21 protein-coding genes and 1 pseudogene are annotated in these 21,599 nt (G+C 69.7%); 14 read left to right on the top strand and 8 right to left on the bottom strand.

Annotation, left to right across the window (positions count from 1 at the left end):
• The first annotated feature begins 28 nt into the window (after nt 1-28).
• From FPZ12_RS05805 to FPZ12_RS05785, 5 genes are all read left to right on the top strand, one after another.
• Nucleotides 29-634 (top strand): acyl-CoA-like ligand-binding transcription factor, encoded by a 606-nt coding sequence (locus tag FPZ12_RS05805; protein WP_144748635.1) that lies wholly within the window; start codon nt 29-31, stop codon nt 632-634.
• Nucleotides 635-731: 97 nt separating this feature from the next.
• Nucleotides 732-1,124: a hypothetical protein gene (locus tag FPZ12_RS05800; protein ID WP_144748636.1), complete on the top strand. Its 393-nt coding sequence runs from the start codon at nt 732-734 to the stop codon at nt 1,122-1,124.
• 10 nt (nt 1,125-1,134) lie between these two features.
• Entirely contained in the window at nt 1,135-2,364 is a 1,230-nt protein-coding gene (locus tag FPZ12_RS05795; protein WP_144748637.1) for a sensor histidine kinase, read from the top strand.
• On the top strand, nt 2,361-2,999 hold the full coding sequence (locus FPZ12_RS05790; protein WP_144748638.1) for a response regulator: 639 nt from the start codon (nt 2,361-2,363) through the stop codon (nt 2,997-2,999). Before FPZ12_RS05795 ends, FPZ12_RS05790 begins: the two co-directional genes overlap by 4 nt.
• Before the next feature lie 83 nt (nt 3,000-3,082).
• Nucleotides 3,083-4,012: a helix-turn-helix domain-containing protein gene (locus tag FPZ12_RS05785; RefSeq protein WP_166462590.1), complete on the top strand. Its 930-nt coding sequence runs from the start codon at nt 3,083-3,085 to the stop codon at nt 4,010-4,012.
• Here the strand turns inward: FPZ12_RS05785 and FPZ12_RS05780 are convergent.
• Nucleotides 4,009-4,566 (bottom strand): HD domain-containing protein, encoded by a 558-nt coding sequence (locus FPZ12_RS05780; RefSeq protein ID WP_144748640.1) that lies wholly within the window; start codon nt 4,564-4,566, stop codon nt 4,009-4,011. The genes FPZ12_RS05785 and FPZ12_RS05780 overlap by 4 nt on opposite strands.
• Nucleotides 4,567-4,781: 215 nt before the next feature.
• Here FPZ12_RS05780 and FPZ12_RS05775 point away from each other — a divergent pair, with 215 nt between their 5' ends.
• Nucleotides 4,782-5,642 (top strand): TIGR03620 family F420-dependent LLM class oxidoreductase, encoded by an 861-nt coding sequence (locus FPZ12_RS05775; RefSeq protein ID WP_144748641.1) that lies wholly within the window; start codon nt 4,782-4,784, stop codon nt 5,640-5,642.
• Between the two features lie 251 nt (nt 5,643-5,893).
• On the opposite strand, the gene FPZ12_RS05770 is transcribed toward FPZ12_RS05775, so the two are convergent.
• Complete coding sequence (locus FPZ12_RS05770; RefSeq protein ID WP_150980192.1) at nt 5,894-8,785, bottom strand: AfsR/SARP family transcriptional regulator; 2,892 nt, start codon at nt 8,783-8,785, stop codon at nt 5,894-5,896.
• A 227-nt stretch (nt 8,786-9,012) separates the two neighbouring features.
• On the opposite strand from FPZ12_RS05770, the gene FPZ12_RS05765 reads away from it, so the two are divergent.
• Genes FPZ12_RS05765 through FPZ12_RS05750 form a run of 4 tightly spaced genes read left to right on the top strand, consistent with a single transcriptional unit; the run spans nt 9,013 to nt 12,130 of the window.
• Nucleotides 9,013-9,531, top strand: a complete 519-nt coding sequence (locus tag FPZ12_RS05765; RefSeq protein WP_144746084.1) for a hypothetical protein — start codon at nt 9,013-9,015, stop codon at nt 9,529-9,531.
• 51 nt (nt 9,532-9,582) lie between these two features.
• Nucleotides 9,583-10,377 (top strand): DUF4097 family beta strand repeat-containing protein, encoded by a 795-nt coding sequence (locus tag FPZ12_RS05760; protein ID WP_144746085.1) that lies wholly within the window; start codon nt 9,583-9,585, stop codon nt 10,375-10,377.
• Nucleotides 10,378-10,406: 29 nt separating this feature from the next.
• Nucleotides 10,407-11,348 (top strand): ATP-binding cassette domain-containing protein, encoded by a 942-nt coding sequence (locus tag FPZ12_RS05755; protein ID WP_144746086.1) that lies wholly within the window; start codon nt 10,407-10,409, stop codon nt 11,346-11,348.
• Nucleotides 11,345-12,130 carry an ABC transporter permease gene (locus FPZ12_RS05750; RefSeq protein WP_144746087.1) on the top strand — a complete coding sequence of 262 codons (786 nt, stop codon included), beginning with the start codon at nt 11,345-11,347 and terminating at the stop codon, nt 12,128-12,130. Before FPZ12_RS05755 ends, FPZ12_RS05750 begins: the two co-directional genes overlap by 4 nt.
• 221 nt (nt 12,131-12,351) lie before the next feature.
• Here FPZ12_RS05750 and FPZ12_RS05745 read toward each other — a convergent pair whose 3' ends face one another.
• From FPZ12_RS05745 to FPZ12_RS05735, 3 genes are all read right to left on the bottom strand, one after another.
• Nucleotides 12,352-12,975, bottom strand: coding sequence for a hypothetical protein (locus FPZ12_RS05745; RefSeq protein ID WP_144746088.1), 624 nt, complete (start codon nt 12,973-12,975; stop codon nt 12,352-12,354).
• Between the two features lie 8 nt (nt 12,976-12,983).
• Nucleotides 12,984-13,379: a hypothetical protein gene (locus FPZ12_RS05740; protein WP_144746089.1), complete on the bottom strand. Its 396-nt coding sequence runs from the start codon at nt 13,377-13,379 to the stop codon at nt 12,984-12,986.
• A gap of 93 nt (nt 13,380-13,472) precedes the next feature.
• On the bottom strand, nt 13,473-14,420 hold the full coding sequence (locus FPZ12_RS05735) for a helix-turn-helix transcriptional regulator (RefSeq protein ID WP_208025761.1): 948 nt from the start codon (nt 14,418-14,420) through the stop codon (nt 13,473-13,475).
• A 55-nt stretch (nt 14,421-14,475) separates the two neighbouring features.
• Here FPZ12_RS05735 and FPZ12_RS05730 point away from each other — a divergent pair, with 55 nt between their 5' ends.
• Nucleotides 14,476-15,600 carry an epoxide hydrolase family protein gene (locus tag FPZ12_RS05730; protein WP_144746090.1) on the top strand — a complete coding sequence of 375 codons (1,125 nt, stop codon included), beginning with the start codon at nt 14,476-14,478 and terminating at the stop codon, nt 15,598-15,600.
• 47 nt (nt 15,601-15,647) lie between these two features.
• On the opposite strand, the gene FPZ12_RS05725 is transcribed toward FPZ12_RS05730, so the two are convergent.
• Nucleotides 15,648-16,034, bottom strand: coding sequence for a hypothetical protein (locus FPZ12_RS05725; protein WP_144746091.1), 387 nt, complete (start codon nt 16,032-16,034; stop codon nt 15,648-15,650).
• A gap of 323 nt (nt 16,035-16,357) precedes the next feature.
• On the opposite strand from FPZ12_RS05725, the pseudogene FPZ12_RS46975 reads away from it, so the two are divergent.
• Nucleotides 16,358-16,468, top strand: a pseudogene (locus FPZ12_RS46975) (cupin domain-containing protein); the annotation flags it as partial.
• A 35-nt stretch (nt 16,469-16,503) separates the two neighbouring features.
• Complete coding sequence (locus FPZ12_RS05715) at nt 16,504-17,493, top strand: methyltransferase (RefSeq protein WP_144746092.1); 990 nt, start codon at nt 16,504-16,506, stop codon at nt 17,491-17,493.
• Here the strand turns inward: FPZ12_RS05715 and FPZ12_RS05710 are convergent.
• Together FPZ12_RS05710 and FPZ12_RS45470 are read right to left on the bottom strand one after the other, a co-directional pair.
• Nucleotides 17,453-18,736, bottom strand: a complete 1,284-nt coding sequence (locus FPZ12_RS05710; RefSeq protein ID WP_166462589.1) for an MFS transporter — start codon at nt 18,734-18,736, stop codon at nt 17,453-17,455. The two genes, FPZ12_RS05715 and FPZ12_RS05710, sit on opposite strands and share 41 nt — an antisense overlap.
• 173 nt (nt 18,737-18,909) lie before the next feature.
• Complete coding sequence (locus FPZ12_RS45470) at nt 18,910-19,554, bottom strand: hypothetical protein (protein ID WP_166462588.1); 645 nt, start codon at nt 19,552-19,554, stop codon at nt 18,910-18,912.
• Between the two features lie 154 nt (nt 19,555-19,708).
• On the opposite strand from FPZ12_RS45470, the gene FPZ12_RS05705 reads away from it, so the two are divergent.
• Nucleotides 19,709-21,004, top strand: a complete 1,296-nt coding sequence (locus tag FPZ12_RS05705; protein WP_144746094.1) for an MFS transporter — start codon at nt 19,709-19,711, stop codon at nt 21,002-21,004.
• Nucleotides 21,005-21,599: the final 595 nt, after the last annotated feature.

Genomic DNA, 21,599 nt, shown 5'->3' with positions numbered 1-21,599 from the left:
TAAGTCGAGCGTATGCGAAAATCTTCCGGTGCCCAGTTCCCGTCAGGAGCCCCGCGCCGAGGTCGACCGGGGCGGCAGGCCCGCGCTGACCAGCGCTCATCACCTCGCCGACGTGGCACAGGAGCTGTTCCTGGAGCGCGGTTTCGAGCAGACCACGATCGACGACATCGCGCGGGCGGCCGGGGTGAGCCGCCGGACGTTCTTCCGCTACTTCTCCACCAAGGCCGACGTGCTGTGGGTGGAGTCGCCCGCCGAGATCGGCCGGTTCCGCGAGCTGCTGGCCGATGCCCCACCGGACGAGCACTACGCCGACGCGCTGTGCCGGGCGGCGCCCGACGCGCTGCAGCATGCGCCGGAGGAGCGCACCTGGGCTCTGCACCGGGCGCAACTGTTGCTCAGCGTCCCGTCCGTGCAGGAGAAAGCCGCTGTGCGGTATACGGAATGGCGCGAGATCGCGACGAAGTTCGTCGCGGACCGCCGCGGCACGCGCACCGACGACCTGTTCGCGATCGGGGCAGGCCACGCCGTGCTGGCCGCGACGGTCGGCGCGCACGAGTACTGGATCGCGCACGAGGACGAAGAGCTCCCGGACATCCTCGTCAGACTCCTGCGCCTGCTCGTCCCGCGCGGCTGACTCAACCGATCGGTGGATCGGCTCCACCGGTGCACCGGGTGCGGATCTCGGGAGTTCGGGCGATGTGCGCCGGCGCCCCGGTTGCGAGGCTCGAAGCATGCCCCACGCACCCGCGCTCAACGCCGTACGACTCCTCATTGCCTGCTATGTCGGGCTGAGCCTGCTGACGCTCGTCGCGATCTTCTTGCTGTACAACGATTCCGCGATGGTGAACGACGCCGTCCTGGTGCGCGGCACCATCGTCGCCCTCACCTCGTTCCTGACCCTGGCGTTCGCCGTGCAGACCGCGCGCGGCTCGAGCCGCGGGTACCTCCGGCTGCGCATCACGTCGGCGATCCTGTTCGTCGCGATCGTCGTGATCCTCGCGCTGCCCGGCACGTTCACGCTGTGGTTCAAGCTCGAACAAGGGGTGTGCGGCCTGCTCCTGCTCGGCGTCGTACTGCTGGTGAACAGCCGCCGGATGCGCTCGTTTTTCGGCGCGCGCGGCTAGATTGCGGGTAATGGACAAGCCGGAACGCCACTGGTCACCAGTGCTCACCATCGGGCCGTATGCGCTGCTGGGGGTCCTGGTGGCGTGCACTGTGATCGTGAAGCACGCGAGCCCCGGTTCGCTGCTGGTCGATCTCGTTCTGTGCGCGGCGGTCGCGGCGTGGATGCTCGTGTTGTTCACGGTGCGGCCCGCGTGGCGGGAACGTCCGGGCCTGATGGCCGTGTTCCTCGCCGGGCTCATCGGCTTGCTGGCCGTGCTGGTGGTGCGCGATCCGTGGTTCGGCTGCTTCGCCCCGGCCTTGTACGTCTTCACGTTCCAGCTGCTGCGATGGCCATGGCGGCTGCCGGGGGTGGCGGCGGTGGCGATCGTCGCGGGCACGGCGCAGGCGGCGGATCTGGACAAGACGAGTCCTGGCGGGCTGATCGCGTTCGCGGCGGTGCTCGTCGTGAACATCCTGCCGATGTCGATTTTCACGTGGATCCTTTGGCGCAACCAGAATCGCGACGAGGAACGGGAGCGGGCCCTGCACGAAGTCACCGAAGGCAACCGCAGGCTTGAACTGAGCCTGGCGGAGAACGCCGCGTTGCACCGGCAGTTGCTGGCGCAGGCGCGCGAGGCCGGGATGCTCGACGAACGGCAGCGGATGGCGCGCGAAATCCACGACACGCTCGCGCAGGGACTCACCGGGATCATCACGCAACTGCAGGCCGCCGAGCACGCCAGCGAAGAGCCAGACGCGTGGCGCCGGCACTTCGCGGCCGCGACGAGTTTGGCGCGCGAGAGCCTCTCCGAGGCTCGGCGCTCGGTGCACGCCCTGCGCCCGGAACAGCTGGAAACGCGGCGGTTGAGCGAAGCCGTCGAGGAGGTCGCGCAGCGGTGGTCGGCGCTGAACGGGCCAGCCGTCGAGGTCACCACCACCGGCACCGCCCACCCGTTGCGCCCGGAGAGCGAGGTGGCTTTGCTTCGGGCGGCGCAGGAGGCGCTGGCCAACGTGGCCAAGCACGCGGAGGCGAGCCGGGTCGGGGTGACGTTGTCCTACCTGGAGGACGAGGTCGCGCTGGACGTCCGCGACGACGGCCGGGGCTTCGACCCGGGACGGCAGGGCGGCGGCTTCGGGCTCGTCGCGATGCGGGAGCGGATCGAAGCACTTTCCGGAACACTGCAGGTGGAAACGGAACCCGGCGGTGGCACCGGGCTTTCCGCCCGCGTCCCGGCGCACCCCGCGGAGGCGACCCCGTGAACGACGGACCGATCACCCTGCTCATCGCCGACGACCACCCCGTGGTGCGGGACGGGCTGAGCGCGTTGTTCGCCCGCGACCCGGAGTTCGAAGTGCTCGGCGAAGCCGCCGACGGGCGCGAAGCGGTCCAGCTCGCGAGGGCGTTGCGGCCGGACGTCGTGCTGATGGACCTGCGGATGCCGGGGATGGACGGTGTCGCGGCGATCGCCGAACTCGGCGGAACCGTGCGGATTCTGGTGCTCACGACGTACGACACGGACAGCCACGTGCTGCCCGCGATCGAAGCGGGCGCCACCGGGTACCTCCTCAAGGACGCGCCACGCGAGGAGCTCGTACGAGCCGTGCGCGCCGCCGCGAGGGGCGAGTCCGTGCTCTCGCCTTCTGTAGCCACGCGGCTGATGAACCGTATGCGCGCCCCGTCCGCGGGGCCGCTCAGCAAACGGGAACTGGAAGTGCTCGAACTGGTCGCCGGCGGGCGGACGAACCGCGATGCCGCGACCGCGTTGTTCATCACCGAGGCCACCGTCAAGACGCACTTGCTGAACATCTACGCGAAACTGGAAGTGAACGACCGCGCGGCGGCCGTGGCGGAAGCGTTCAACCGCGGCCTGCTCAAACCGAAATCGGCGGACTGAATCCGGAACGTCACGGCCGCGCGATCGTTGGTTGCCCTGAAACGCTCGGACCACCTCAAGACGCGAACCGGAAGTGACTGCCCGTGACCGTTGTCGCCGCGGCCCGCACGCCGACCGGACGGAAACAACAGCTGGCCGCCCTGCTGCGGCATCTGCGTGAACAAAGCCGGTGGACGCAGCGCGACGCGGGCGTGGCCGTGTGGCCCAAGGCCAGTCCGGCCAGCGGGCAGAACAAGATCGCCCGGCTGGAAGGCGGCAACCTCGGCATCGACGAGGCGGATCTTCGGCGGCTGCTCGAGCTGTACGCCGTCACCGACGAGCTGGTGGTCGATCTCGCCTTAGGGCTGCAGGCCGACACGTCGCAGCGCGGACGGTGGTCGGGGTTCCGCTCGGTGTACCACCCGGAGGTGTACCGGCAGTTCATCGATCTGGAGGAGGACGCCGAACTCATCCGGTACGTGACGAACGAACGCGTACCCGACCTGTTGCAGTGCACCGCGTACGCGCGCGCCGAGTTCGAGCGCGGCCAGGGCAGCGCCGACCGCCTTGCCGAGAACACCGTGCAAGCGACGCTGGACAGGCAGCAGCGCGTGTTGTTCCGCGACAACCCGGCCCGGTTCCACTGCGTGCTCAGCGAGTCGAGCATCCGGCGGGTTCAGGGCGACGAAGACGTGATGCGGGAACAACTCCTGCATCTGGTGACGCTTTCGCGCTATCCGCACATCACGATCCAGGTGCTCCCGTTCCGGCCGCGACGGCCCGCTTCCAGTGTGATCGCCCAGCAGGGCATCCTCGAACGCTTCGCGCTGCTCCGGCTCGCCACGCCGGGCGGCCCCGGGGATTTCCCCGCGCACCTGGATTTCGTCTTCACCAAGACCGGCAACGAACTCACCTGCGACGACGACGTGGCGCGGTACGAACGGATCTGGACCAATGCCTCGGAGAACGCGCTGGAAGCCGGGCAGACCTGGGACCTGCTGGGCGAGGTGGCCGCGGACTTCGGCGTGAACTAGCGGCGGATGAGGGCTGTGGCAAGCAGCTCCTCCGTGCGGCTGACCGCGGCGGCGCGCTCGCCCTCGCTCAGGTCGAGCGCGCGGATCACCGGGTCCTCCGGCTCGCGACGGCTGCGAAGTTCAGTGAAGCGCTCTTCGTAGGAGATCGGGAGACCGTCCGGACTCGTTGTCACGTCGCAATACCAGAGCGCGTCACGCGTCGGGGTGCGCTCGTCGGTGAAGGCGGCCAGCGCGTCGGAAAGGTTGAGCAGCCGGGCGATCGACGCCGCGCCCGAATTGTGCGCGACGAGGGCGCAGACACGAACCGGAATGCCTTCGCGGCGCAGGAAACGCGCTCCGTCGAGCTGGTGGAGGCCGGTGTCGATCAGATCCTCGGCGTACCCGATGTCGTGCAACCAGGCGGCGGCGACCAGGATCTGGCGCTCTTCGCGCGGCAGGGCATTCGCGATTTCGGTGGCCCGGCGCGCGACGCCCTGGGTGTGGGCCCAGCGGCGCGGCAACTCGTCGGCGAGCAACCGCTTCGCCGTGAACCACGCCCACGTTCGCAGGGACATCGAACAAGAGTAGTGAGAATCGCGGCGGATGTGAGCCCCCGAATGGGAGATCAACCCAATCAGGGAGCAAGGTGCGTTTGCTCCAACCCGGGCCGACGCGGGGAGCAAGGTGCGTTTGCTCCAACCCGGCCGCGACGGTGATCCACTTCGGGCCCGGACACTAGGGTCGGTGGCGCGGCCGGACCGGTCGCGAAGCGGGCGGAAGGGAAGACGTCATGGACCTGTCCGGGGTGGGCGTGTGGAGCCACCACCTGCGTTTCGGCGATCCGGCGGAAGCCGGGGAGGCCGCGGCCGAGCTGGAGGAGCTCGGCTTCCGCGCGCTGTGGGTGCCGGACGTGGGCGGGGCGCTGTTCGCGGACGTCGAGCGGTTGCTCACGGCGACGAGGGAAGTCACCGTCGCCACCGGGATCCTGAACCTCTGGATGCACTCCCCTGCCGACACGGCCGCCGCGTACGCGTCGCTCACCGGGGAACACGGCGAACGGTTCCTGGTCGGCATCGGCGTGAGCCACGCGCCGTTGATCGACTCGAAGGAGCCCGGCCGCTACCGCAAACCCCTCACGGCGATGCGGACCTTCCTGGACGGACTCGACGAGGCCACGCCGCCGCTTCCCGTCGAGAGCCGGGTGCTGGCCGCGCTCGGCCCGAAGATGGTCGAGACCGCCGCGAGCCGCTCGCGCGGCGTGCACCCGTATCTCGTTCCGCCCGAGCACACCCGCGAAGTGCGCGAAGCGCTCGGCGACGGTCCGCTCGTGCTGCCCGAGCAGACGGCGATCTTCGCGGCGACGCGCGAAGAGGCGAAGGCGATCGGCGCATCGTGGCTGCGCTCGTACCTCGATTTGCCCAACTACGCGCGCAACGTGCTCCGCCTGGGCTTCTCCGAGGACGAGGTGGCTCAGATCAGCGACCGGCTCTTCGACGCCCTGATCGTCTGGGGCGACGACGAAAGCATCCGCAAGCGCATCGACGAGCACCGGGCGGCGGGCGCGGACCACGTGTGCATCCAGGTGCTCACGGCCGATCAGCAGGGTTTCCCACGCGCGGAATGGCGGCGGCTCGCGGCCGCGCTCGGCTAGCCCCCATCCCGGTTTCATCCGGATTTCATCGCCATCCGTCAGGGTTTACCCAACGACCTGACGGGGGCAGCGAACCAGTGGCATCGGGAACACCGCAGTGCCCGCACCGCAACGACGCGGTGCGGGCGAAGCCGGTGCCCGGCACGAAGCGCACCCGCCCCCTGCGCGGCCGCACCCAGCCGGGCAGCGGCCTCGGCACCGCCGTCACGCTAACGCGGGCCGATGAAATCCTGATCGAATCGCCGCACGGGTCAGGCTTCGCAGGAAGTCAGGCCCGCCTCGGCGGCTGCCCGCTCGTCCCGCATCGACCTGTCGGACGGCAGCGTGAGCACACGCTCGAACTGCTCCCGGGCGGCGGCGATTTCGCCGCGCGCCACCAGGCAGGAACCGAGCCGGTTGCGCACCTCCGCCTCCATCATCCCGGCCGTCTGCTCGGTGAGCTTCGCGAGCGCGCGCTGCTGGAGTTCGAGCGCCAGTTCCAGGTTGCCCAGTTCCTGTTCCACCGTGCCGAGCCTGGTCAGCGAACCGACGAGCAGCAGCAGATCGTCCACCTGCTCGCCGAGCGCGACGGACTCGCGCAGCGCTTGGGCCGCCTCGGGAAACCGCCCCATGCGGGCCTGCACGCTGCCGATGTAGCACTGTGCCCGGCCGAGCATGGCCGGGTTGCCGATCTTCTCCGCGAGCACACGCGACTGAGCGAAGAACTCCAGCGACTTCTCGTGTTGGCCCTGCACGTGGTGGATGTAGCCGAGGGCGGAGATCGCGCGTTCGGCGAGCCAGTCGTCCTCCACCTCCATCGCCGCCGCCAGGGCCCTCGGCAGCACGTCGAGCGCCTCGTCGTGCGGGCCGACGGCCATCGTCACCGTGCCGAGCGCGACCAGGCCCTTCGCCAGCTCCCGCTTGTCCCCGAGCTGTTCGACGATGCGCAGCCCGTCGGTGACCCACGTCCGCGCCTGCTCGTAGTCGCCCCGGCTGAGGTGCGTCCAGCCGAGGCCGAATCGCAACGACGTGGCCAGCCGCCCGTCCGGCACGTTGTCCACTTGGGACAGTGCGTCTTCCAGCAGGGTCAGGCATTCGTGATACCGGCCGCGCCGGAACATGTAGTCGACAAGACTCTCGGCCAGCCGGCAGGCGTAGTCCGCGCGGCCGATCGCGCCGGCGTGCGCGACCACTTCGGCGAGGTCACCGGCGTTGTCGAGCCACGCCGAGGCGTCCGCGAGCCCTTCGAACGAGGTCTTGCCGGACTGCGGCCCGCTGACGAAGGCGGAACCACCCCACTCGCTGGCCGCCCTGGCCGCGTCGAGGTACAGCTGCAGCGCGCCGGCACGCAGCGCGCTCACCACCTCGTCCGGCTCCTGCGCCGCAAGCCGCCGCGAGTACACCGCGACCAGGTCGTGCATCCGGTAGCGTCCCGCCGCGGGCGCCAGCAACAGGTTCGCGTCGACCAGACTTTCCAGCACGCTTTCGGCGACGTGCGGCGGCCAGCCGAGCATCGCGCCGAGCACCAGTTTGTCCAGCTCCGCCGCGGGCGCGAGCCCCAGCGCGCGGAAGGCCTGTTGCTCTTCCGTCGTCAACTGCTCGTAGGACAGCCGGAACGCCGCCTCGACGCTGCGGGCCTCGGCGGTCAGTTCGCCGAGCCTGCCCGCGTCGTCGGCGAGCCGGGCGACCAGGTCCCCGAACGTCCACATCGGACGGTTCTGCAGCCGGGCGCCCGCGATGCGCAGGGCGAGCGGCAACCGTCCGCACAGCCGGGCCAGCTCGCGGACCGCCTCGCGTTCGTTCCCCGCGCGCGCGGGGCCGACCAGCCTGCTCAGCAGCCCGGCCGCGGCTTCGGATGCCAAGGGGCCCAAGGAGATCCGGCGTTCGACGTCGAGTCCGGTCAGCCTGCGACGGCTCGTGACCAAGACCCTGTTACCCGTGCCGCCGGGCAGCAGCGGGCGAACCTGCTCGGCGCCGGCCGCGTTGTCGAACACCAGCACCAGCCGCGTCGACGACGTGGCCGCGCGCCAGTTCGCGGACAGTTCGTCAAGGTCGTCCGGGATGTTCCGGTCGTCGACGCCGACCGAACGCAGCAACCGGCGCAACGCGCGCTCCGGCGCCAACGCGCCACGGCCTTCGCTGTGCCCGTGCAGCTCCAGAAACAGGCTGCCGTCGGGACATTCCTCGCGCATGGCTTGAGCCGCACGCACGACGAGCGCCGTCTTGCCCGCCCCGGCGACCCCGTCCACCGCCGACACCGAAACCCCGTTGCCCGCCGCGCCCACGGTGAGCAACGCCAGCTCGTTCTCCCGACCCGCCAAGTCTCCTACGTCGTTGGGAAGCTCGTCCCGGATTCGGCGGGCAGGCTCCGGGCGCGAAGCGACGCCGAGTTCGCTGTCCGCCCCGCGCAGCACGGCTTCGTGCACGCGGCGCAGCTCCTCGCCGGGCTCGAGGCCCAGCTCCTCGATCAGCCTTTCCCGGAACTCGCGCCACGTGTCGAGCGCGTCGGCCTGCCGTCCGGCGCCGTAGAGCGCGCGCATCAGCAGGCCCGTCAAGGGTTCGCTGACCGGGTACTCCGCTATCAGCGCGGAAAGTTCTTCGATCGCCCCGTCGTACTGGCCCAGCCGGATCAGCGCGTCGGCTTTGCCTTGTGCCAGACCGATCCTGCGCTCGACGAGCCGGCGCCGCTCCCCCTCCGCGAAGGGGCCGGGCAGCCCGGCCAGCGGCACGCCTTCGAACAACGCGAGCGCTCTGCCGTACGCGTCGATCGCCGCGGCCGATTCCCCGGCCTCGGCCGAGCGGCGGGCTTCGGCGGCGAGCTCGTCCAGCCGTACCGCGTCCACCGCCACCCCGGCGCTGACGAACCGGTAGCCGCCGGGATCCGTGCGCAGCACCGACTTCGCGGGCACGCCGGCGGCTACGAGCGACTTCCGCAGCTGATAGACGTACCCCGGCACGCCGTCACTGTCCGGCGGGAACGCGCCCCACACCCTGTCGACCAGATCGCGCTGGCTCACCGTGACGTCGGGGCGCAATACCAACGCGACCAGCACCGCCTGACGCAGGACCGGCCCCAGGCTCAGCGGCTGCCCGTCGTACCAGGCCCGGACAGGACCGAGTACCGCGAGCTCCAGCCTCGGCGGTGACTCGCCGCCTGCCGTCACCGGACCGCCCCGGGGCAGGCAATTCCGGCTGTTTCCGCACACCGGGCGAACCGGGCCGTGACCGCCGACATACTCAGAGTTTACGACAAACGCAGCAGCCCATGGCCCGTTATCCCAGATTCCACCGCAGGCACCCAGGACCCGAAATCAAGCCCTTCACCTGGCATTACGCCATCTCGGCGCCACTATGGCTTGACATGGCGCCATGATGGCACCACTATGGCGTCATGCACTTGACACCGTTCGTCGACGGCCTCGGCCGTGAGTTCGCCACCCTCGCCGGAACCGGGGACGCGGAGGCACAGGAACTGATCGAGCGCCTGGCCGGTTCGCTGGAGTCGGCCATCCGGCTCACGCTGCTGGAGACGCTGTCGTCCGCCGCCGAGGAAATCACCCGCGAGCTCGCGCCCGGCTCCGTCGAGCTCCGCCTGCGTGGACGTGACCCGGATTTCGTCGTCCGGCTCCCCCAGCCGAAGCGGGCGGCGGACGTGGCACCGTCCCGTGACACCCCGCCGGCCGTGGAAGCCTTGCCGGGCAACGAAGACGCCGCCACGGCGCGGATCAACTTCCGTCTTCCCGAGCCACTCAAGGCGGCAATCGAGGAGGCCGCTGGCAAGGAAGGCCGCTCGGTCAACGCCTGGCTCGTCCGCGTCGCCTCGGCCGCGCTCCAGCAGCAGGACCGGGAACAGCCCGCCCGCGCCCACGGGAAAACCGGGCAGCAGCGCTACACCGGCTGGGTTCGCTGACCAGCCGCCACCAGCAAGAACTCCCAACCACGACACCACAAGGGGACCACCATGCCCACTTTCGAAACCCCCGCGCCGATCGCCGTCACGGTCGAACTCGGGGTCGGCTACCTGCACGTGACCGCGACCGACCGCACCGACACCGTCGTCGAAGTGCGCCCGACACAGGAGGGCGACGAATCCGACGTCAAGGCGGCGAAGCAGGTCCGCACCGAGTACAACGACGGCACGCTCCTGATCACCGGCCCCAAGATCCGCGCGTTCGACATGTCCAAGAAGTCCCGCTCGGTCGACGTGAACCTCGAACTGCCCGCCGGTTCGCGGCTGAGCGTCAAGACCCAGCTCGGCGATCTGCAGGCCACGGGTGAGCTCGGCGAATGCTCGTACAAGACCGGCGCCGGGCACGTCCAGTTCGACGCCACCGGCCAGCTTCACGTGGACACCGGCGCCGGGCACGTGAAAGTGAACCGGATCGCGGGCACCGCCGACATCAGCACCGGCACGGGCCGGGTGCAGATCGGCGAGGCCGAAGGCGCGCTGGTCGCGAAGAACTCCAACGGCGAGATCCACATCGGTGACGCGGCCGGCGATCTGGAGGCCAAGACCTCCAACGGGACCATCACGGTCGGCGCGGTGCACCGCGGTTCGGTGTCGCTCAAGACCGCGCACGGCGACATCGAAGCCGGGATCAGCAAGGGCGTCGCCGCTTGGCTCGACGTGCACACCGGCTACGGCAGGCTGCGCAACGAACTGGAGGAGCCCGCCGCGGAACCCGGGCCGACCGAGGACACCGTCGAGGTCCGCGCGGACAGCGGGTTCGGCGACATCACCATCCGGCGCGCCTGATTCTCACTGCCACGAAAGGAAAAACGACGATGACGACCACGACCGCGATCGAGGCGACCGGGCTGAAGAAATCCTTCGGGGAGAAGGTGGTGCTCGACGGCGTCGACCTGAAGGTGCCGACGGGCTCGATCTTCGCGCTGCTCGGCCCGAACGGCGCCGGCAAGACGACCACGGTGAACATCCTGTCCACACTGCTCAGACCCGATTCGGGCACGGCACGAATAGCGGGGCACGAGCTGGCCGAGGATCCCGACGGGGTGCGCGCCGCGATCGGCGTCACCGGCCAGTTCTCCGCGGTGGACAACCTCCTCACCGGTGCGGAGAACCTGAAGCTGATGGCCGATCTGCACCACCTCGGCCGCGCCGAGAGCCGTCGCCGCATCACCGATCTGCTCGAACGATTCGACCTCACCGAGGCGGCCGCGAAACCGGCTTCGACCTACTCGGGCGGTATGCGGCGCAGGCTCGACCTCGCGATGACCCTCATCGGCGACCCGCGGGTGATCTTCCTCGACGAACCGACCACCGGACTCGATCCGCGCAGCCGCCGCGACATGTGGCAGGTCGTGCGGGAACTGGTCGCCGGGGGCGTCGGCATTCTCCTCACCACGCAGTACCTGGACGAAGCCGACGTGCTGGCGGACTCCATCGCGGTACTCGACCACGGGCGGATCATCGCCGAGGGCACGGCGTCCGAGCTCAAACGGCGCATCCCCGGCGGGCACGTCCGGCTGGAATTCCCGGACTCGCACAGTTTCGCGGCCGCACAGCGCGCGCTCGGCCCGGCCATCCCGGAGCCCGAAACGCTCGTCCTGCGCGTGCCCGGCGACGGCAGCGTCAGCTCGCTCAAGGAGCTGATCGACCGGCTCGACCGCGCGTCGATCGAGGTGGGCGACCTGTCGGTGCACACACCCGACCTCGACGACGTCTTCCTCACTCTCACCGGCAACGGAAAGGTGGCCGCCCGATGAGCACCCCGGCCCTGGCGCTGCGCGACTCCGCGACGATGTTGCGCCGCAACCTCAAGCACATGCGGAGATACCCGTCCATGACCGTGCTGCTCGCCGGTATGCCGATCGTGTTCCTGCTGCTGTTCGTCTACGTTTTCGGCGGCACGCTCGGCGACGGGCTCGGCACACCGGGCGGCGGGCGCGCGGCATACGTGAACTACGTGACGCCGGCGATCATCCTGATGACGATCACCGCCGTCGTGCAGGGCACCGCGATCTCGGTCGCGACCGACCTGACCGAGGGCATCATCGCCCGCTTCCGCACCATGGCCATCGCCCGCGTCTCGGTGCTGACGGGGCACGTGGTCGGCAGTGTCGTCCAGGCGCTGATCAGCCTCACGCTCGTGATCGGGGTGGCGCTGCTCGTCGGCTTCCGGCCCACCGCGTCCTTCGGGGAATGGCTTGCCACGGCGGGGTTCCTGATCGTCGTGACGTTCGCGCTGGTGTGGCTTTCGGTAGCGCTCGGACAGGTCAGCAAGAGCGTGGAGACGGCGAGCAACCTGCCCATGCCGCTGATCCTGCTGCCGTTCCTGTCCAGCGGGTTCGTGCCCACCGACTCGATGCCGGCCGGGCTGCGGTGGATCGCCGAGTACCAGCCGTTCACGCCGATCATCGAGACGATGCGGGGGCTGCTGCTGGGTACGCCCATCGGTAACAACGCGTACTTCGCACTCGGCTGGTGCGCGCTGATCGCCCTCGGCGGGTACCTCTGGTCGAAGAAGCTGTTCAACCGGGCTGCTTGAGCGGCTCAGGCGGAACCGGCGGGACGAGCTGATCGTCCCGCCGGTTCCGCACATTGGCAGACCGCGCGGGGCGGCTTCGAGGAGGTCCCGGTGGTGGTCACGGTTGTGGTCAGGGAGCCCGCAGGCTTCGCGCTCTTCCGTTCAGTACCAGCTTTTCGGTTGCCAGCCCTTGCGTTTGTAGCCGCACGTGCCGTCCGGGCGCAAGCACTCGCCCCGATGCTTCATCGCAGGGCTGCCTCGAGGTGTGCGGCGAGCTCCAGGACCGCGCCGGAGCGAAGCGTCCAGCCGCTCGGCGTGACGCGGTGCAGGGTGCGCAGCATCAGCACGGTGCCCTGCGACATCGGCTCGAGGGCGACCATCCGCTCCACTTCCCACCGGTGGATGCCGCTCGGCGCCGCGGCCGCCGGGGCCAGCGCGTTCACCTTGTCCAGCAAGGCTTTGTCCGCGTTCAGCCGGTCCATGGCCCTCGGGTCACCCTGGAACACGGCGCCCCGCAGCGCGACGCGTGCCGAACCGGACGTCGTGAGCGGCACGGCGTAGACCAGCGTCCCCATCCCGAGCGCCCGGCGGAAACCGTTGCGGCCACTCATGATCGAAACCCGCAGCTCGAACGGGCGTGGCTGTTGCCCGTCGGCGTAGATGAAACCGTGTGTGGGCGCGGGTATTCCGCTGAACCGCTCACGCGGCGGCAGCAGGCTTCCTGCCGGAACACCCGCGCTCTCGGGCGGAAGCGTCATCGTCGCGGGCGTCCCGGCGAGGCCGAGCTCCCGTCCGAGCGTCCGTGCGATGTCGTCGGCCACCGCGTCCAGCGTGCCGTGCCGACCCGTCCAAGTTGCTCCAGCCATGACAGCGCTCAGACAGCCCGTGCGGCTTCTTGGCGAACCCGCGTCGCTTCGTCAGCCTGTCCCGACTGCGCCAGCAGATCTCCCAGGCGCCGCAACGAGTTCTGCCGTTCGGCCTGGAAACGGCCCGGCCGAAGCTCGGCGAGCCTGCTCCACTGCTCGACAGCCATCCTGGCCTGCGCGACCGCGTCGGCGGGCCGCCCGGCGGACGCCAACCGGTCGCGGTCGTGGTCTGCCTGCTGCGCGTGCCGCAGCAACGCCTGCGACCGGTCCTCCACCGGCGCCGGCGCGGCGGCTTCGGCCCGTTGGACCTTCCGCTTGCGAACGGTGACGCTGAGCCAGCCGACGAACGCGACGAGCGCGCCGGTGAGCAACGCGGAAACCAGCTTGTGCAGCAGATCTGACATCGAAGACCTCCATCGTCCGAAGTGGACGGACCCATCGGCGCCGTCCCGCTGTGCGGGAGCCTAGGGACGCGGGATGAGTTTTCGATGACACGTTCAGGCGCGGGCGTAGCGCTCCGCGAACGTGCGCAGCAGCGTCCTCAGCTCGGCCGGGGATTCGACGGTGAAATCCAGGCCCAGCATGCCGATGTACGCCGCGATCGTCGTCAGCGAGTCCGCGCCGGTGACCAGCACCGAAGTGGTCGCGGTGACCGCTTCGACCACCCCGACCGTGGGGTTGATCCGCGCCAGGACCTCGCGGGCCGGGGCGTCGATCCGCAGGCGCGCGGACACCTGCCACCCGCTGCTCGCCACCTGCCGCATCGTGAACGCCGTGTAGTCCCCGTCGGGGAAAGCGACGGGCGAAAACCGGCGGTTCGTGCGCATTCGCGGGGTGATCCAGTCGACGCGGAAGACGTCCCACCCGCCGCTCGACGGATCGCGGCCGACCAGGTACCAGCGGCGCTGCCAGGCGAGCAGGCGATACGGCTCCACGAGGCGCAAAACGTCCCGGTACTCGAAGCGGAACCATTCCACGTCGTGGATCGCGGCGGCGATGGCGCGCAGCACGCCAGGGTCGACCTCGGGATCCGGCGCGTCGGTGCCGGTGTTCTCCGGGGCGTGATCCACGGTGGTGGCCACAGCCTCGACTGTCGGGCGCAGGCGCGACGGCAGGACCTGTTCGAGCTTGGCGAGCGCGCGGGCGCTGGCCGCCTCGATCCCCGCGATACCGCGCCCGGCGCGCAGGCCGATGGCGACAGCGACGGCTTCCTCGTCGTTCAGCAACAACGGCGGAAGCTTGCCGCCCGCGCCGAGCCGATACCCACCCGTCGAGCCGCGGGCCGCCTCGACGGGATAGCCGAGCGCGCGCAGCCGCTCGATGTCGTTGCGGATCGTGCGCGTGGTGACGCCGAGCCGCTCGGCCAGCTCGGTGGCGTTCCACGAAGGGCGCGATTGCAGCAGCGCGAGGAGTTCGAGCAACCGTGCCGCGGGGTCGTTTTTCACATCGCCTCAGCTATTAGGAACGAATCCTTCCTATAGGCACTCTAGCGTGGTTCTCATGACGAACACGGAGATCAACCCCTTCCGCATCGAGATCACCGACGCCGAGCTGACCGACCTGCGGGAGCGCCTCGACCGCACCCGGCTGCCACAGCCGGCTCCCGGTGACAGCTGGGAAACCGGCACCCCCAACCACTACCTGCGCGAAGCCGTCGAGGCGTGGCGCGAATTCGACTGGCGCGCCGCCGAAAGACGCATCAACTCCTACCCGCACTTCCTCACCGAGGTCGACGGCCAGCCGATCCACTTCATCCACGTCGAGTCACCGCACGCCGGCGCGACGCCGCTACTGCTCGCCCACACCTACCCCGGCTCGTCGGTGGACTACCTCGACGTCATCGACCTGCTCACCGACCCGGTGGCGCACGGCGGGCGCGCCGAGGACGCCTTCCACGTCGTGATTCCGGACGCTCCCGGGTTCGGTTTTTCCAACCCCGTCAACGAATCCGGCTGGACGACCGGCCGGGTCGCCCGCGCGTACGACACCCTGATGCGGCGGCTGGGCTACCAGAGCTACGGCGTCCACGGGTCCGACAACGGCGCGATGGTCGCCAGGGAACTCGGCGTGCTCGCTCCGGACGGGTTCCTCGGGCTGCACGTCCTGCAGCTGTTCTCCTTCCCGTCCGGCGACCCCGCGGAGTTCGAACGGCTCGAGCCGCGGGACTACGCCGGACTGGAGCACATGAAGTGGTTCCAGAAGGTCGGCGGCTACAACGCGATGAACGCCAGCAGGCCGCAGACCGTCGCGGCCGGGCTGAGCGATTCGCCCGTCGGGCTGCTCGCCTACAGCGAGCTGTTCAACTCATTCGGCAACGGGACTTCGCTGGTACCACTGGAAAAGATCCTGGTCGAGGTGTCCGTGACCTGGTTCGCCAACGCGGCCGCCGGCATGTCGCGGGCGTACTTCGAGAACGCGGACGGGGAACCCGCGCCGGTCAACAAGGCGCCGACGGGTGTCGCCGTGTTCCGTGACGATTTCCAGACGATCAAGGTGTTCGCGGAGCGGGACAACTCGAATATCGTGCACTGGAGCCGGTTCGAGCGCGGCGGCCACTTCGCGGCGCTGGAGGTGCCGGAGGACGTGGTCGGCGATATCCGGGCGTTCTTCGCCGCGCTGCGCTGACCAGGCGCTGTTCAGCTCATGGGAAAGCCATTGGCGCACAGCGGCTTTCACATGAGCTGACGGGCACGCGCGGCCGTGCGAGCGGGCCTGCGCAGGACGATGCGGATGCTCAGCCCAGACTCGCCCACGCCCGGCGCCCGCCGCGGCTGCGGGATCACGGGCTCGCCCGCGCTCGTGCGCAGGCGCGCGGCGTGCTCGCGCAGGACGTCCGCCGCTTCGCTGTGACCCTCGTCGGCCGCGTTGACCGCGGCGGCGCTCAGGGCCTCCGCGTAGGCCCGCCGCGCCTGCACCCGCCGCTGGTCCGTTTGCGACAGTTTCCCTTGCGGCGTCACGTGTTCCGATCGGCTTGCGCGGGTTGCCGTCCACCAGACGCCCAGGTAGACAGCGAGTAGGACGGCAAGCGTGATCAGGACCCACCACAACACGTGCGACATCGATTCCTCTCCCGGTTACGACATTCAGCTCAATCGCCCCGAGGCGGCGAGGCGTTACCACCCTGGCGGGTAATTCCCTGGAAGAGACAGAACTTCACCGGATGTCTCGTCGCGGGCTGGTCCGTACACAGTGGACAAAACGGCGCGGTGCTCATCTGGTCCCGGGACCGGTAGTGCAGGTTCACCACTGGCGCGCGAAGCGATCGCCTCGGCCGGCGGGTCGTTTCCTCCAGCGGGGCGCGCGGCGCCGGGGTTTGCGTGCACGCCTCGAACTCGTGGTGCTGCGGCATCCCGTCCCGCTCCGTGCCGAAGACCTCCGCGGCGGCGCCCGCGACTATCCTGCCGGGACGTTCCTGCACGCCCCGGCCGGCTCCTGGCACGTCCCCGGGAGCGCCACCGGCTGCACGCTTTTCGTTTTCTACCCGGAGGGTTGACCACGCTCGTGGACGCGGTGACCAGGCTCCGCCACATGGCCGGGCTCGCAACGCCGATGGCCCTGCGCGTCGCGGTGACGTTGGGGCTGCCGGACCTCCTTCGCGGTGACGGCGCGGCGGTCGGCGATCTCGGCCTCGACGTCGATCCAGTCGCTTTGGAACTGCTGCTCGACCACCTTGTGAGCCTCGGCATCGTCGAACGCGGCGGTGCCGGTTTCCGGACCACCGACTTCGGCGCGCACCTCTGCGCGGACGCCGGCAACGACCTCACCCGGTTACTGCTGGATCTGGACTCGGCGGGCGGCCGCGCCGAACTGGCGTTCGTCGAACTCGCGCACAGCATCGCCACCGGGCAGGCCGCCTACCCGCGCCGCTACGGGCAGGACTTCTGGGCCGACCTTGCCGCGAACCCCCGGTTGAGAGAGTCGTTCGACCAGCAGATGATCCACCGGGCCCGCGAGCAACTCCCCCGGATCGCCGCCGGTTTCGACTGGGCCCGGTTCGCCACCGTGGTCGACGTCGGCGGCGGCCGGGGCACCGTGCTCGCCGCGACCCTGGCCGCGCATCCCGGGCTGCGCGGCCACCTCGTCGATCTCGAACCGACCGTCACCGAAGCTCGTCGCACTTTCGAAGCCCGGGATCTCGGCGAACGGACGCAGGTCACGGCGGGGAGCTTCTTCGACCCGTTGCCCGCGGGCGCGGACGCCTACCTGCTGTTCGACATCCTGCACGACTGGGATGACCAGCACGCCCACCGAATCCTCGCCCGTTGCGCGGAAGCGGCCGCGCCCGACGGCTGTGTCCTGGTCGTGGAACCGGTGGGCGGGCGGCACGCGGACAGTGCGATCAACCTGGCCATGCTCGTCATATTCGGCGGCCGTGAACGCCGCGTCGAGGAATTCCGCGCGCTCGCCGCGCCACACGGGCTCAGCCTGGAGACGGTGACGGAACTGACCGAGCAACGATGCCTGCTCGAATTCCGGCTCAAACCGCCACGGGCACGTGACGCGGCAACGCCGCAGTGACGGCCAAAGCCACCAAAGCGGTCAGCGCGAAAACCGTGAACGCGGGCCCATAACTTCCCCCGACCACGAGCACCGCGGCGAGCTGGGCACCGATCGCGCCGCCGGCGGTCCTGGCGATCGTGTTGACGCCGGTGGCCACGCCGGTCTGGTCTGGTTCGACGGCGTCGACCACGAGCGTGCCGAAAGCAGCGAAGGACAGCCCGTAACCGGCGCCGAGCAACAGGCCCGCGACGCAGATCTGCCACAGCTCGTCGTGCGCGAAAACCAGTGCCACACAGGAAAAGATGCCCAGCGCGGCACCCACCCGCACCGACAACCTGCCGCCGAGCCGGGGTGCGAGCGGGGTCGCGGCCAGCATCGTCACGACCATCGGCACCAGCGCCACCGCGATCCTGTCCTGCGCGACCAGGTGCGGGATCAGCGTGACCACACCGAACATCGCCGCGCCGACCACCACGGTCGCGAGGTTCGTCACGGCCATCGCGCGCCGCCCGAGCACGCGCAGGTCGACCAGCGGTCCCCGCACCCGCAACTCGACCGCGGCGAAACCGGCGAAGAATGCCGCCGCCACAACGAAAATCCCCATGGTCGCGCCGGCAGGCCACGCCTTCGCCTGGCTGATGCCGAGCAACAATGCCACCAGCGCGCAGCCGAGCAGCGCCGCGCCCGCGAGGTCGACCTGCCCGCCCACGGCCGACTCGTCAGCAGGTATCAGCATCATCAACACGAGCGCCACGACCCCCAGCACCAGCAGCGGCCAGAACAGCCAGTCCGCGCCGAACGAGTCGAGCAGCGGTCCCGCGACGAGCATCCCGGCCGCGCCGCCGATGCCGAACATCGCCGACAGCAAGGCGATCAGGCCGGGTAGCCGTTCGCGCGACGCGGCGCGCCGCACGAGGCCGAACGCCAGCGGGAAGACGCCAGCCGCGAGGCCGGACAGCGCCCGCCCCGCCAGCAGCAACGGGAACGAGCCCGCGAGCGCGCACAACACCAGGCCGACGACGAAGAAACCCAGGCACACCAAGGCGATCCGCCGATAACCGAACAGGTCGCCGAGTCGCCCGGCGATCGGCGTGGCGACCGCGGCGGCGAGCATGAACGCCGTCAACGCCCAGGCCGCGGTGGTTCCGGACACGCCGAACTCGCGGGCGAAAGCGGGCAGCGCGGCGATGACGACCGTCTGCGCGGTGCTCACCGAAAACGCCGCCAGCAGCACCGCGCCGACGGTGATTCTCGTTGCCATACCAGGACCTTTCCCGATCTTACGGCGGAAGAGCAGCACCAGGGCGGCCAGTCCGGCCAGCACCCACATCGCGCACCTCCCCCTTCTGTTAGGTGAGCCTTACTCAAGCACTTGCGGACACTGTCCGCAAGTGTCGGGCGCGCGGAAGTTCGGGCGGAGACGGGGAGGTGGCGTCAGGCCCCGCGGGCGCCGGGCCACCATCTGTCGAGGACGTCCATGCGCGCGTCCAGCAGCGCGGGATCACGCAGGTCGATCACGTGCACCCCGCGCCACCTGCGGAAACCGATGCGTTCCAGCATCGAACCGGCACGCAGGCTGAGGAATTCGGCGGTGACCCTGTCGCCGTCGGGCCGGAACTCCAGCGGCGAAACCCGGCAGGCGCCGATCCGCGCGTCCGGTGCGAGGATGCGCAGCGCGGCGGCGGTCAGCGAAGCGCCGAGGCCGTGCCCGCGCCAGGGCTCCATCACCTCGACGCGGCGCAGGATCACCATCCGGGGCGGGCCGGGCCCGATCTTCGCGTCCAATTCCGGATGCAGTTTCCCCTCGTCCGGATCGAGCACTGTCTCGGCGACGAATTCCAGCGCCCATTCGCCCAGCACCACGGAATCGAGCAGATTCCGTTCTCTGGTCAGGTCCGCGATGACCAAGGAAATGTCCCCGACGTGGCGCGCCCGGGCCGGACAGGCGTCGAGCACGGAGACGTCCGCGGAGACGTGCCACTGTTCGGGCTGCTGATCCTCATCGTCGATCTGCCACCAGAACCGGCGGTGCGAAATCGCGAGCTCGATCGACAGCGGGTTCGCCGGCAGCTCGGTCATCGCGGCCTCCGTGACGGGCTCCCGGACGGCGTTTCACCTGCCGAAACGCCATTAGCGGCGGTACGGCCAGTGTGCCTTACGGGCTCTGTCAGGGCAATATTGGTCCGAATGGCCGGGGCACGGTTCGTGCATTCGCGATACGGTCGGGAAGATCATGGGAAACGGCGCGAGGCCCGCCGTGCTGGCGGGCGGGATCATCACCCTCGAGTTCGCGGCTGCTGTCACCAGGTTCGTCGGCTCGACGCTCCTCCCCGTAGTCGCCGACGATTTGGGTGCGGGAAACCAGCTCGGTTTGCTGATCGCCGGTTCGACGTTGGGGTTGTTCATCGCACTGCCGCTCGCAGGCCGGGTGCTGCACCACCTCGGCGCGCGCACGACGCTCGCGGCCGGGACGGTCGCGTATATCGGCGGCCTGGTGCTGGCCGCTACTTCGCAGACGGCGTGGGTGTTCGCGCTAGGACAGCTGGCGGGTGGCCTCGCCAGTGGTGTGCTGGGCGTTTTCGGGGTGAGCGCGGCGATCGAGCATCTCGACGACAAGATCCGGGCGCGCGTGATCGCGGCTTCGTCGGCGATGTGGATACTCCCCGCGCTCGTCGGCCCGCCCGTGATACTTGCGCTGGAGCATTTGGCCGGCTGGCGCTGGACGTTGCTGATGCCGGTGCCGATCGTCCTCATTGGACGCTTGTTGATCGTTCGGACGGTTCGCGATGACCGTCCTCAGAAGGAAGCCCCCCGTCCGCTCGGCCGGACTTTGCTGGTGCCGCTGGGCGCGGCGTGCATCGTTTTGGGTGGCGGCTGGTGGCCGATCACCGTGCTGGGCTCCGTGGCGGCGCTGGCCGGAATGGTCGCGATCATGCCGCGAGGCACGGCACGACTCAGCCGCGGCACGCCCGCAGCCCTTGGGGCGATGGTCTTGTTCGCGCTAGGCTATTTCGGCGCGGACAGTCTGGTCACCGTGCTGTTGACCACCGGATTCCACGTCAGCCTGGCGCGGGCCGCCGTTGTGCTCAGCGCCGCTCCCCTCGCGTGGGCACTGGCGAGCCTCGCCGCGGCACGGTTCGCGCACCGGCGCGGGAAACGCTGGTTCCCCGTGGTGGGCCTGACTTTGACGGCGATCGGCACACTCGTCCTGGCCGTCCAGCTCGCTCTCGACCCGTCCTATCCAGTGGCGCTCGTCGCCTGGACGGTTGCAGGTGTCGGGGTTGGGCTGGCTTACCCCGCGCTGTATTTGATGGCGACGACGGCAGGCACCAGCGGCTTCGGCGCGGCAGAATTGGCGACGGCGGTCATCACAGCCGAAGCGATTGGCAGTCTGCTCGGCCAGGCATTGGGTGGGGCGATCAGTAATACCGGGGAGAGCGGCGGGCTTTTGGTTTCGTACGCGGTTTTCGGGGTGGCGCTCGCCGCGGCTGCTGGGGCCGCGGTGCGGTCCGGCGAACCGGGGCAGTAGCGGAAACCGCAGCCGGCAAGGAACGCCGGCGCACCCGGCGCCCTCCCGAAGACAGTGACCCGGTGATGCAAGGCGATGCACCGGGCAGCCTCTCGAAAACCGCCACCCAGCAACGAAAGCCGGGAACACCCGACGACCCACTCCCAAACCGCCACCCGGCAACGCGAAGCGAGCCGTCCCGACGACCACACCCCTCCGCCGCTCCGATCCCCAGCCTGCTTTTGCGGATTTGGGGGTTTGTCAAGGTACTCTTTCCCGCCTTGACGAACCCCCAAATCCGCAAATACTCCCGGATCGGGGCGGCGGAGGGGTGCACACAGCGCGCCCTGCGCGCGTCCGTTGTTGTTGCAGCGCAACCACAATGCCAACAACAAGGAGAAAAACCCCGCCGGGGAGGCAGGATCCAGGATGGGCATGGCCCGTAGGTCGGCCGCCGGTTGCGAGGGTGGTTGGGGATGAGCACCCACCTCTAGGGCGGATCGCTGGCGCGATCCACCCTCAAGACCCGCCCCAGCCGGAAAACGAAACCCTGGGCCGTTCGGGGCAGCGTGATCTCCGGCTGTTGACGGGTGAACTCGCCGGGTGTCATCATCGA

The organism is Amycolatopsis acidicola (assembly GCF_007713735.2).
Lineage (GTDB): Bacteria > Actinomycetota > Actinomycetes > Mycobacteriales > Pseudonocardiaceae > Amycolatopsis_E > Amycolatopsis_E acidicola.
The sequence above is the reverse complement of the archived record's forward strand: the minus strand, read 5'-3'. Positions and strand labels throughout refer to the sequence as shown.

Coding starts and splice junctions, on each gene's coding strand:
- FPZ12_RS05800 (WP_144748636.1), top strand. CDS start 732: ATGCCCCACGCACCCGCGCTCAACGCCGTACGACTCCTCATTGCCTGC.
- FPZ12_RS05795 (WP_144748637.1), top strand. CDS start 1,135: ATGGACAAGCCGGAACGCCACTGGTCACCAGTGCTCACCATCGGGCCG.
- FPZ12_RS05780 (WP_144748640.1), bottom strand. CDS start 4,566: ATGTCCCTGCGAACGTGGGCGTGGTTCACGGCGAAGCGGTTGCTCGCC.
- FPZ12_RS05775 (WP_144748641.1), top strand. CDS start 4,782: ATGGACCTGTCCGGGGTGGGCGTGTGGAGCCACCACCTGCGTTTCGGC.
- FPZ12_RS05765 (WP_144746084.1), top strand. CDS start 9,013: ATGCACTTGACACCGTTCGTCGACGGCCTCGGCCGTGAGTTCGCCACC.
- FPZ12_RS05760 (WP_144746085.1), top strand. CDS start 9,583: ATGCCCACTTTCGAAACCCCCGCGCCGATCGCCGTCACGGTCGAACTC.
- FPZ12_RS05755 (WP_144746086.1), top strand. CDS start 10,407: ATGACGACCACGACCGCGATCGAGGCGACCGGGCTGAAGAAATCCTTC.
- FPZ12_RS05750 (WP_144746087.1), top strand. CDS start 11,345: ATGAGCACCCCGGCCCTGGCGCTGCGCGACTCCGCGACGATGTTGCGC.
- FPZ12_RS05745 (WP_144746088.1), bottom strand. CDS start 12,975: ATGGCTGGAGCAACTTGGACGGGTCGGCACGGCACGCTGGACGCGGTG.
- FPZ12_RS05740 (WP_144746089.1), bottom strand. CDS start 13,379: ATGTCAGATCTGCTGCACAAGCTGGTTTCCGCGTTGCTCACCGGCGCG.
- FPZ12_RS05730 (WP_144746090.1), top strand. CDS start 14,476: ATGACGAACACGGAGATCAACCCCTTCCGCATCGAGATCACCGACGCC.
- FPZ12_RS05725 (WP_144746091.1), bottom strand. CDS start 16,034: ATGTCGCACGTGTTGTGGTGGGTCCTGATCACGCTTGCCGTCCTACTC.
- FPZ12_RS05715 (WP_144746092.1), top strand. CDS start 16,504: ATGGCCGGGCTCGCAACGCCGATGGCCCTGCGCGTCGCGGTGACGTTG.
- FPZ12_RS05710 (WP_166462589.1), bottom strand. CDS start 18,736: ATGGCAACGAGAATCACCGTCGGCGCGGTGCTGCTGGCGGCGTTTTCG.
- FPZ12_RS45470 (WP_166462588.1), bottom strand. CDS start 19,554: ATGACCGAGCTGCCGGCGAACCCGCTGTCGATCGAGCTCGCGATTTCG.
- FPZ12_RS05705 (WP_144746094.1), top strand. CDS start 19,709: ATGGGAAACGGCGCGAGGCCCGCCGTGCTGGCGGGCGGGATCATCACC.